10 protein-coding genes are annotated in these 10,033 nt (G+C 71.4%); 4 read left to right on the top strand and 6 right to left on the bottom strand.

Annotated elements, in window-relative coordinates; translation table 11 throughout:
• Nucleotides 1-4 precede the first annotated feature (4 nt).
• From ACFWWR_RS42800 to ACFWWR_RS42810, 3 genes are all read right to left on the bottom strand, one after another.
• Nucleotides 5-808, bottom strand: coding sequence for an enoyl-CoA hydratase/isomerase family protein (locus ACFWWR_RS42800; RefSeq protein WP_383875931.1), 804 nt, complete (start codon nt 806-808; stop codon nt 5-7).
• 117 nt (nt 809-925) lie between these two features.
• The gene (locus ACFWWR_RS42805; protein ID WP_004002281.1) at nt 926-1,147 is read right to left on the bottom strand and encodes a helix-turn-helix domain-containing protein; all 222 of its coding nucleotides are present in this window, start codon (nt 1,145-1,147) and stop codon (nt 926-928) included.
• A 385-nt stretch (nt 1,148-1,532) separates the two neighbouring features.
• Nucleotides 1,533-3,131 (bottom strand): ABC-F family ATP-binding cassette domain-containing protein, encoded by a 1,599-nt coding sequence (locus tag ACFWWR_RS42810; protein WP_383875930.1) that lies wholly within the window; start codon nt 3,129-3,131, stop codon nt 1,533-1,535.
• Between the two features lie 268 nt (nt 3,132-3,399).
• On the opposite strand from ACFWWR_RS42810, the gene ACFWWR_RS42815 reads away from it, so the two are divergent.
• A complete protein-coding gene (locus ACFWWR_RS42815; protein ID WP_383875928.1) occupies nt 3,400-3,813 on the top strand; it encodes a VOC family protein in 414 nt (137 codons plus the stop codon).
• A 27-nt stretch (nt 3,814-3,840) separates the two neighbouring features.
• Here ACFWWR_RS42815 and ACFWWR_RS42820 read toward each other — a convergent pair whose 3' ends face one another.
• The 3 genes from ACFWWR_RS42820 to ACFWWR_RS42830 form a co-directional block, all read right to left on the bottom strand.
• Nucleotides 3,841-5,256: a hypothetical protein gene (locus tag ACFWWR_RS42820; RefSeq protein ID WP_383875926.1), complete on the bottom strand. Its 1,416-nt coding sequence runs from the start codon at nt 5,254-5,256 to the stop codon at nt 3,841-3,843.
• A gap of 186 nt (nt 5,257-5,442) precedes the next feature.
• Nucleotides 5,443-6,573, bottom strand: a complete 1,131-nt coding sequence (locus ACFWWR_RS42825; RefSeq protein WP_383875924.1) for an alpha/beta hydrolase — start codon at nt 6,571-6,573, stop codon at nt 5,443-5,445.
• Between the two features lie 92 nt (nt 6,574-6,665).
• The gene (locus ACFWWR_RS42830; RefSeq protein WP_383875922.1) at nt 6,666-7,397 is read right to left on the bottom strand and encodes a class II aldolase/adducin family protein; all 732 of its coding nucleotides are present in this window, start codon (nt 7,395-7,397) and stop codon (nt 6,666-6,668) included.
• A 197-nt stretch (nt 7,398-7,594) separates the two neighbouring features.
• Here ACFWWR_RS42830 and ACFWWR_RS42835 point away from each other — a divergent pair, with 197 nt between their 5' ends.
• The 3 genes from ACFWWR_RS42835 to ACFWWR_RS42845 all read left to right on the top strand — a co-directional run bounded on the left by ACFWWR_RS42835 (nt 7,595) and on the right by ACFWWR_RS42845 (nt 10,010).
• Nucleotides 7,595-8,344 (top strand): lysozyme, encoded by a 750-nt coding sequence (locus tag ACFWWR_RS42835; RefSeq protein WP_383875920.1) that lies wholly within the window; start codon nt 7,595-7,597, stop codon nt 8,342-8,344.
• A gap of 153 nt (nt 8,345-8,497) precedes the next feature.
• Nucleotides 8,498-9,745, top strand: a complete 1,248-nt coding sequence (locus ACFWWR_RS42840) for an anion permease (RefSeq protein WP_383875918.1) — start codon at nt 8,498-8,500, stop codon at nt 9,743-9,745.
• 43 nt (nt 9,746-9,788) lie between these two features.
• Nucleotides 9,789-10,010: a hypothetical protein gene (locus tag ACFWWR_RS42845; RefSeq protein ID WP_383875916.1), complete on the top strand. Its 222-nt coding sequence runs from the start codon at nt 9,789-9,791 to the stop codon at nt 10,008-10,010.
• The last annotated feature ends 23 nt before the right edge of the window (nt 10,011-10,033 follow it).

Consider the following 10,033-nt stretch of genomic DNA (forward strand, 5'->3'; position numbering starts at 1 on the left):
GGTCCTATTCGCCGGCGCCGGCCAGGTCGCGCAGCCGACGTGCCTGCGCGGCCCGTTCGGCGGCGCGCTGGGCGTCGTAGTCCCGGTCCTGGGCGCCGCGCAGCAGCGCCTTGGTCTCGATGACCGCGTCCCGGGGAGCGGTCAGCAGTGCCGCCGCCAGGTCGCGTACGGCGCCGTCGAGCTGGTCCAGGGGCACGGCGACGTTCGCCAGCCCGGTGCTCACGGCCTCCTCGGCGTGCACGAACCGGCCGGTCGCGCAGATCTCCAGCGCCCGGGCATAGCCCACCAGGCCCACGAGCGGGTGCGTGCCGGTGAGGTCCGGCACCAGCCCCAGACTGGTCTCGCGCATGGCGAACTGCACGTCGTCGGCGACGACGCGCAGGTCACAGGCGAGCGCGAGTTGGAAGCCCGCGCCGATGGCGTGGCCCTGGACGGCGGCGATGGACACGACGTCGTTACGCCGCCACCAGGTGAAGCCCTCCTGGAACTCGGCGATGGCGCCGTCGAGTTCGGCGTCGCCACTGCGCGCGAGTTCGATGAAGGACGGTTCGCCCTCGATCCCCTCGGGCGTGAACATCTGCCGGTCGAGCCCGGCGGAGAAGGACTTGCCCTCGCCGCGCAGCACGACCACCCGGACGGAGCCCGGCAGCAACCTCCCGGCCTCCGCCAACGCCCGCCACAGAGCGGGATTTTGGGCGTTGCGCTTGGCCGGGTTGGTCAGTGTCACCGTGGCGAGCGCGTCGTCCGCGGTGAGCCGTACGCCGTCCTTGTCGAGCAGGGGAACGAGTTCCTGGTCGGGCGAAGCCATGGGGCGCCTCCGATGAGTGCGGTCAACAGAGCGATGCTAAGTGACTGCACAGTAACCACCCGGCCGATCAGCCGACCGACCGGGTGGTCACCATCGAAGCCGATGGTTCGCCCGGGTTCAGGACGAGGCGGCCTTCTTGCCCCGCGTCGCCCCGCCACGCCCACGAAGCGTGACACCCGACTCGCTGAGCATCCGGTGGACGAAGCCATACGAGCGGCCGGTTTCCTCGGCCAGTGCTCGAATGCTCGCACCGGAGTCGTACTTCTTCTTCAGGTCTGCCGCGAGCTTGTCGCGCGCGGCGCCGGTTACCCGGCTGCCCTTCTTCAGAGTCTCGGCCACCCGTGCCTCCTCATGGGAAGTGCGCTCTGGTCTCCTCATGATCACCCCTCCGGGCCGACATGGCCACCCATTCGGCAAGGTCCGTGAGACACGGTTTTGACGACGGGAGCGCGTCGCCACAAGCGGAATCCGAAATTCCGCGCGGGGACGTTCGTACCGCCGAACGGGTTCTTTCGCGAAGTGCCAGGTCAGGGACGTACGACGGCCGAGCCCTTGTCGATAAAGGACTCGGCCGTGAAATCGATGTAGGACACACCTCGGTACGAGGAGATCTCACACAGATGATGGATCACCGATGGGCCGAATGATCCAGACGCAGTGGATCACGTCTTCGATCAAGCGTTCCCGACCCGTCCCGGTCCTCGGGCGAGGGTTCGGGGAGGGCTCAGGCGAGGGCGACGAGGTCCGCGTAGTCCGCGCCCCAGAGGTCCTCGACACCGTCGGGCAGCAGGATGATCCGCTCGGGCTGCAGCGCCTCCACGGCGCCCTCGTCGTGGGTGACGAGAACGACCGCGCCCTTGTAGGTGCGCAGGGCGCCGAGGATCTCCTCGCGGCTGGCGGGGTCGAGGTTGTTGGTCGGCTCGTCGAGGAGCAGGACGTTCGCCGAGGAAACCACCAGGGTCGCCAGCGCCAGACGGGTCTTCTCGCCGCCGGAGAGGACGCCGGCCGGCTTGTCGACGTCGTCGCCGGAGAACAGGAAGGAGCCGAGCGTCTTGCGGACCTCGACCAGGTCCAGGTCGGGGTTGGCGGAGCGCATGTTCTCCAGGACCGTGCGCTCCGGGTCCAGGGTCTCGTGCTCCTGCGCGTAGTAGCCGAGCTTGAGCCCGTGTCCCTCGATGACCTCGCCGGTGTCGGGCTTCTCGGCGCCGCCGAGCAGCCGCAGGAGGGTCGTCTTGCCGGCGCCGTTCAGACCGAGGATGACGACGCGCGAGCCCTTGTCGATGGCCAGGTCGACGTCGGTGAAGATCTCCAGCGAGCCGTACGACTTCGACAGGCCCTCGGCCATCAGCGGCGTCTTGCCGCAGGGCGCGGGCTCGGGGAAGCGCAGCTTGGCGACCTTGTCGCTCTGGCGCACCGCCTCGAGTCCGGCGAGCAGCTTGTCCGCGCGGCGGGCCATGTTCTGCGCGGCGACGGTCTTGGTGGCCTTCGCGCGCATCTTGTCGGCCTGCGAGTGGAGCGCGGAGGCCTTCTTCTCCGCGTTCTGCCGCTCGCGCTTGCGGCGCTTCTCGTCTGCCTCGCGCTGCTGCTGGTACAGCCGCCAGCCCATGTTGTAGACGTCGATCTGGGAGCGGTTGGCGTCCAGGTAGAAGACCTTGTTGACGACCGTCTCGACCAGGTCGACGTCGTGGGAGATCACGATGAAGCCGCCGCGGTAGGTCTTGAGGTAGTCGCGCAGCCAGACGATCGAGTCGGCGTCCAGGTGGTTCGTCGGCTCGTCGAGGAGCAGCGTGTCCGCGTCGGAGAACAGGATGCGGGCCAGCTCGATACGACGGCGCTGACCGCCGGAGAGCGTATGGAGGGGCTGGCCGAGCACCCGGTCGGGCAGGTTCAGCGCGGCGGCGATGGTGGCGGCCTCGGCCTCGGCGGAGTACCCGCCCTTGGTGAGGAACTCGGTCTCCTGGCGCTCGTACTGCCGCAGGGCCTTCTCGCGGGTGGCGCCCGAGCCGCTCGCGATGCGCTGCTCGTTCTCCCGCATCTTGCGGATCAGGGTGTCCAGTCCGCGTGCGGAGAGGATGCGGTCGCTGGCGAGCACGTCGAGGTCGCCGGTGCGGGGGTCCTGCGGCAGGTAGCCGACCTCGCCGGAGCGGGTGATGGTGCCGGCGGCGGGGATGCCCTCGCCTGCGAGGCACTTGGTGAGGGTGGTCTTGCCGGCGCCGTTGCGACCGACCAGGCCGATGCGGTCGCCCTTGGCGATGCGGAAGGTGGCGGACTCGATGAGGATGCGGGAACCGGCGCGCAGCTCGATACCGGAGGCGGAGATCACGGACAGACTCCAGGGCGGATGGGGTGACGGGAAGGGCGGCTGAGGACGTTCCCGCCGTCTAATGCGCGAGGAGAATGGCCATGGGGGCCAGTCTAACGGGGCCGTGCAACCACTTTTTCTGCGTGTGGGTGTTCGAGAGGCCCTCCGGGGTTGTCGGAGGGGGTGTGCCCGCAGGCGGCGGACGCCGCTCGCGGGACGTTGTCAGTGGTCACTGCCAGACTGGGCAGCAGGTGAGTTTTGCGGCAGGGATCACAAAGGAGTGATCGGCATGGCAGGAACGAACGGCGGGCGGCCCAGCATCTTCCCGACACTGCTGTACGCGGACGCGAAAGCGGCGATCCGGCAGCTCACGGAGGCGCTCGGCTTCACGGAGCTGTCGGTGTACGAGGGTGAGGACGGCTCGGTGCTGCACGCCGAGCTGATGCAGGGCAACGGCGGGGTGATGATCGGCTCCAAGGGCCGCGGCGGGATCTTCGACACGGCGATGAAGGGCGCGGGCCCGAGCGGGGTGTACGTCGTCGTGGACGACGTCGACGCACACCACCGGCGGGCCGTGGACCACGGCCTGGAGATCCTGATGCCTCCGACCGACCAGGACTACGGCTCGCGGGACTACATGGCCCGGGACGCCGAGGGCAACATCTGGAGTTTCGGCACGTACGCCCCCGAGATGGAGGGCTGACGGCGGACGGGGTCCGACCCTCCCGCGTCAGCTCCCTCCGGTGTGCACCTGGAAGGCCGCCCGGCGTACCGCCTTCGCCAGGGCCGGGTCGGGGTGCGCGGCGGCGAGCGCGACCAGGACCTGCACGGTGCGGGGGTGACCGACGGCACGCACCTCGTCGAGCAGCATGGGGACGGTCGGCTGCACGGCGGACTCCAGGTGCCGCACCAGCATCGGGGCCTCGCCGTGGTCGGCGACGGCGGCGGCGGTGTCGACCCACAGCCAGGTGGCCTCTTCCCGGGTGAGCACCTCGTGGGCGTCCTCCGGGTCGATACCGTCATGCTCGGCCAGCCACAGCAGGGCGTACGGCCGCAGGGTGGGCTCGTCGGCCACGGAGCGCACGTCGGGCTCGGCGGGAGCGCCGACGACGCGCAGCGCCTCGAAGGCGAGACCGCGCAGCAGGGCGTCCTCGCCGCGGGCGGCGCCGAGCAGTTCGGTCACGGCGCTGCCGACGGGGCGGGCGGCGAGCCAGGCGCGGTACTCGGCGCGGGCCGCGTTCGGGCGCAGCTGGGCGCAGCCGCGGAGCATGCCCTCGGCCGCCTGCTCGATGTTCCCGGCGGGGCTCTGCGCGGCGACGCAGATCTGCTCCAGCTTGACCCAGACCGCCCAGTTGCCGAGCGGGGTGAGCGTGGCCTGTCCGTCGCCGTAGGTGAGGGCCCCGACGGAGGCGAGGGCACGCAGGGCCCAGTCGAGGAGTGGGGAGAGCGGGGCGTCGGTGGGCTGCGGCGGTGCCGGGGCCGGTGGCGGTACCGGTACCGGCTGCGGGCCGTACGGGATCTCGCAGCGCTCGGTGCGCAGCTCGGTGACCCGCTGCTCCAGGAGGTCGAGGAGCTGCTCCACGGGGACGGGGCCGGCGGACAGCTGGAGGAAGGAGAGCACCTGGGGCATCGCCGAGACGACCTCGGCGACGGCGGCCGCCTCGTGGTCGGCCGGTTCCGGGCAGGCGAGCGACCAGGCGTCGAAGAGGGCGACCCAGCCGCGCAGCACGGCGCTGTCGTCACGGTCCCAGGCACGCAGCCGCCAGCCGGGGCGGGCGGTGTCGCCGTGCACCTCGACCAGGCCGGCCAGACGGGCGGTGTCCCAGTCGGCGCGGACCTGAGCCGCGGTCAGGCCCAGGTCGGCGGCGGCCCGTTCGGCGGTCTCGCCGGAGAGGGTGCCCTTGCCGTCGGGGTTCGCTCCGTCCCGGCCGGGGCGCAGCGCGGCGTCCGCCCAGTGGGCGACCCGGGCGGCAGGGGCCAGGCCGGAGCGCGCCATTCTGGCCAGTTCCGCGGGGGCCGGGGTGCCTTCCGGCGGGCGGGGCGCGGGGCGGCGCGGGCGCCGCTGGTTCACAGCTGTGGGGGCGGCGGCCAGGGGTCGCGGGCGGACGAGTCGAAGCCTGGAGTCGCGCGGGATACGGGACGTCACGGGTGCAGTCTTCCGGTTGACGGTCCGAAAACCCAAACGGAATGGCACGGCGGGCGACGGGGAGGGCCGACGCCGGGCCCTCGCGGACGGCCGGAGGCCGAGATCAGGCCACTGGTACGGCGTTAAACGGAACCTCTGGGACCGGCAGCGGCGGGGTGGCGGGGACGGGACGGCTGAGGCGTCGTGTCACATCAAGGGTGTCAGGAAGCGGCGCAGGGCCTCTTCGTACGCCTTCGGGTCGGCGTTCCACATGGCCCCGTGGGGCGCTTGGCGGACCGTGTGGAGTCCGACCCGGCCGGGGTGGGCCCCGGCGAGGCGGCGGGAGTGCTCCCAGGGGGCCACCGTGTCGTCCGGGCCGTGGAAGAGCAGGGTCGGTGGCATGTCGAGCCACTCGCGGGTCGTGGTGGCGTCGAGGCGGTCGCCGTACAGGCCGGTGCGGCCCTGTGCGGCGCGTACCGCGAGCGGCAGCAGGACGCCCGGGGTGCGGCGGGCCGAGGCGAGGGCGCGCAGGGTCGCCTCCCAGCTGAGGACCGGGGAGTCCAGGACGAGCCCCGAGATCCGCTCACGCAGCCCCGAGCGCGCGGCGGCGCGCAGCGCCATCGTGGCGCCGGTGGACCAGCCGTGCAGGACGAGTCGCCGGGCGCCGTTGCGGACGGCGTAACGCATCGCCGCGTCCAGGTCGCGCCATTCGGTCTCGCCGAAGTGGTTCAGGCCGTCCGGTGGGCGGGGGGCGCCGAGGTCGCCGCGGTAGGCGAGGGCGAGCACCGGGAAGCGGTGGCGGTGCAGGAACTCCATGACGTTCATGGAGTGTTCGCGGCCGGCACCGAGGCCGTGCACCGCGATCACCCAGGTGCCGCGCACGCCGGGCACGAACCAGGCGGGCAGGGAGCCGAGTTCACCGGGGACGTCGACGTCGGTGTGGTCCAGGCCGAGGGCGGTACCGGGGTCGCCGACGTACATGTTCGGGGTGAGCCAGACCTTGTCGCCGGGTTTCAGGGTGCCGTGCGTGACGCGTTCCAGGCGGCGTACGACGGTGTCGGCGGAGTGGGACTCCGCGCCGAGGACGGGGCCGACGACCGCGTGTGAGCCGTCGCCGACGAGGCCGTGGACGCCGGGGCGCAGGGCGGCCAGGTCGCGGGTGAGGGCGACCCGGCCGGCCGCCGTCGCGTGCACGGTGAGTCGGGGTTCGGTGGGCAGGGGGCGGCCCGGGGGTGCCTTGAGCGCGGCGTCGCAGGCGAGCCGGCCGACGGCGATCCCGGCGGCGCCGGCGGCCAGGGCTGCGGTGACGGCGGCGGCCGTTGCGGTGACAGTGCGCACGCGTCCAGTGTCCTGGCGGACCTCGCCGGCGGCCAGTGGGAGGGCGGCTCGGGGTGAGTCTGCGGGCCGGGAGTCGTGCGGCGGCCGGCGACTCAGCCGCGCTGCCCGTACTGCCGTAGCCGCTGCCCCGCCTCCGCCACCTGCGCCTCGGTGAGCAGGGTCGGCGACAGGCCCGGTACCGAGGACGCCGTCAGCCACAGACGGCACATCCATTCCAGCTGGGCCGTGCGGTCGTAGGCCTGGTCCAGGGTGGTGCCGTAGGTGAGGGTGCCGTGGTTCTGGAGGAGGCAGGCGGAGCGGCCGGCGAGGGCGTGGAGCATGTTCTCGGCCAACTCGTCGGTGCCGTACGTGGCATACGGGGCAACCCGGACGGGTCCGCCGAGTGACCCGGCCATGTAGTGGATCGCCGGGAGCTCGGGGACGAGCGTCGAGACGGCCGTGGCGTGCACGGCGTGGGTGTGGACGACGGCGAGGGCGTCGGTGGTGCGGTAGACGGCGAGGTGCATGGGCAGTTCGCTGGTGGGGACGAGGGTGCCGAGGACCTGCCGGCCGTCGAGGTCGACGCCGGTGACGTCGTCCGGCGCGAGCCGGTCGTAGGGGACGCCCGACGGTGTGACCAGGACCGTGTCCTCGACACGTACCGAGACGTTGCCGGAGGTGCCGACGACCAGTCCGTCGGACACCGTCCGCCGGGCCGTCGCGACGAGCGCCTCCCAGGCGTGCGCCTCCTCGGGGCGCACACTCCTCCCCCGCGGCTCCCGCACCTCCTGTGCGCCCTCCCGGCCGCCCCGCACGCCCCACGGATCCCGCCGCTCCTCAGCCATGCGGCGATCCTGCCAGGCGCGGCGTCGACCTGCCCCCGGGCGAGGGCACTTTAGGCCGGAACCGGCACCTCCGAAAGAGCACAAATGGGCATACACATGCTTTTTCGATCGCTTGGCCGGAGATCACCGCAGATTAGATGATCTTCCAGTAATCTCTGGGGGATTTTGTCGTGCACGCCGCCATTCCGGGGGGACACATGGCCCGTGATCGCAATCCGTTCCGTCGCCGCTCGCACGCCTTGGCGGCGGCCGTGGCGGCACTCACCGTCGGGGGAACGGCCCTCGCCGAGACACCCGCCTCGGCCGCGAGCCTGCCCAGGGGGCACGACGTCTCTTCCCATCAGAAGAACGTCGACTGGCAGCAGGCCAGGACGAAGGGCGCCAAGTTCGTCTACGTCAAGGCGACCGAGTCCACCACCTACCGCAACCCGTACTTCGGCCAGCAGTACAACGGCGCGCGCAACGCGGGCATCATCCGCGGGGCGTACCACTTCGCCCTGCCCCACAAGTCGTCCGGCACGGCGCAGGCGGCGCACTTCGTGCGCAACGGCGGCAGCTGGAGTGCGGACGGCTGGACACTGCCGCCCGCGCTCGACATCGAATACAACCCGTACGACAAGAAGCACAAGTGCTACGGCCTGACCAAGGTGAGGATGGTCGGCTGGATCAAGTCGTTCAGCGACGAGGTCAGGCGGCTCACCGGTCGCCGTCCGGTGATCTACACGACCGCCCACTGGTGGAACACGTGCACCGGCGGCAGCAGCGCCTTCGCCTCGAACCACGCCCTGTGGGTCGCCCGCTACGACTCGGCGAACGCCGGAGCGCTGCCGGCCGGCTGGTCGTTCTGGACCATCTGGCAGTACGACAACAGCGGCGGCCTGCCGGGTGACCAGAATCTCTTCAACGGGTCCCGGACCCAGCTGAGGGAGTTCGCCAGGGGCGACTGATCCTGCGGCGTGGGGGCCGCGCGGACCAACTGGAGCCCGATGGAGTGAGAAACGCCGGATCCGGACACCGTGCGGCCCCGCTCAGTTCATCTTCCGTTCACCCTGGTTACCTACGTTCATCTGGCCAATGACCTCGAACGATTGCCTGGGTAAATGGAAAACTTCTCGCTGATCCTCGCGATTGTGGTAGTAACCGCACTCGCGTTCGATTTCACGAACGGTTTCCACGACACCGCCAACGCGATGGCCACCACCATCTCGACCGGTGCGCTCAAGCCCAAGGTCGCGGTGGCCATGTCCGCCGTGCTCAACCTTGTAGGCGCTTTCCTCTCCGTGGAGGTCGCCAACACGATCTCCAAGGGGCTGGTCGACGAGACCGGCATCCGTCCCGAGGTCATCTTCGCCGCGTTGGTCGGCGCGATCCTCTGGAACCTGCTCACGTGGCTGGTCGGGCTCCCCTCCAGTTCCTCGCACGCCCTCATGGGCGGCCTCATCGGCGCCACCATCGCCTCGGCCGGCGTCGGCGCGGTGCACGGTGACGTCCTGGTCACCAAGGTGCTGATCCCGGCGATCGCCGCTCCGATCGTGGCGGGCCTGGCGGCGATGCTGGCCACGCGACTGTCGTACTCCCTCGGCAGGAAGGCCGACGGCAAGGCCGCCGAGAAGGGCTACCGGGCCGGCCAGATCGCCTCCGCCGGCCTGGTCTCCCTGGCCCACGGCACCAACGACGCCCAGAAGACGATGGGCATCATCACCCTCGCCCTGGTCGCCGGCGGCGCCGTCGCCCCCGACTCGGACCCGCCCACCTGGGTCATCCTCTCCGCGGGCCTCGCCATCGCGCTCGGCACCTACCTCGGCGGCTGGCGCATCATCCGCACCATGGGCAAGGGCCTGACCGACCTCCAGCCGCAGCAGGGCTTCGCCGCCCAGACCAGCGCGGCCACGGTCATCCTGGCCTCCTCCCACCTCGGTTTCTCCCTCTCCACCACGCACTCCGTCTCCGGCTCGGTGATGGGCGCCGGCCTCGGCCGCAAGGGCGGCGTGGTCCGCTGGTCGACGGCGACCCGCATGTTCGTGGCGTGGGGTCTGACCCTGCCCGCCGCGGCCCTGGTGGGCGCGCTCGCCGAGTACGTGACCGGCTTCGGCGCCTGGGGCACGGCCCTCGTCGCCGTCTTCCTCATCACCTCCAGCGCCGTGATCTGGAAGCTCTCGCGCCGCGAGGTCGTCGACCACACGAACGTCAACGACAGCGAGGAGCCGGCCGGCGTGATCACCACGGCGATGGCCGCCGTGACGCCGCCGCCCGTCGGCGGCACGGTGACCGAGGAACTCACGGCCACGATCCCGGCCCCGGTCACCGCGGCCGACCCCGCGGCCCCGTCGGCCGCGACCACCGTCTGAGCCCCGCCACCCAGGCACCCACCGGCATGAAGGAAGAACCAGCATGAAGATCGACTGGGCGGCCCTCGGCTCCGTCTTCGGCATCAGCCTCCTGATCACCGTGACCCTCGTGGCCCTTTTCACCCTCGGCATCGTGGGCCTGTCCCGCCGCGAGCGGGCAGCCGCGCAGGGTGGCACGGCCGCGGCCGCGGTCACGGGTGCGTACGCGTGCTTCGCGGCTTGTGCCGCGGCCGTGGGATACGGGATCTATCTGATCGTGGCCTGACGTCACGACGACGACCGGGCGGG

Origin of the sequence: Streptomyces sp. NPDC058678 (assembly GCF_042714835.1) — a bacterium.
In the GTDB taxonomy this organism is placed as follows: domain Bacteria; phylum Actinomycetota; class Actinomycetes; order Streptomycetales; family Streptomycetaceae; genus Streptomyces.

Bases quoted from the DNA above. Each gene is read 5' to 3' on its own strand.
- ACFWWR_RS42800 (WP_383875931.1), bottom strand. From the start codon at position 808: ATGGCTTCGCCCGACCAGGAACTCGTTCCCCTGCTCGACAAGGACGGC.
- ACFWWR_RS42815 (WP_383875928.1), top strand. From the start codon at position 3,400: ATGGCAGGAACGAACGGCGGGCGGCCCAGCATCTTCCCGACACTGCTG.
- ACFWWR_RS42830 (WP_383875922.1), bottom strand. From the start codon at position 7,397: ATGGCTGAGGAGCGGCGGGATCCGTGGGGCGTGCGGGGCGGCCGGGAG.
- ACFWWR_RS42835 (WP_383875920.1), top strand. From the start codon at position 7,595: ATGGCCCGTGATCGCAATCCGTTCCGTCGCCGCTCGCACGCCTTGGCG.
- ACFWWR_RS42840 (WP_383875918.1), top strand. From the start codon at position 8,498: ATGGAAAACTTCTCGCTGATCCTCGCGATTGTGGTAGTAACCGCACTC.
- ACFWWR_RS42845 (WP_383875916.1), top strand. From the start codon at position 9,789: ATGAAGATCGACTGGGCGGCCCTCGGCTCCGTCTTCGGCATCAGCCTC.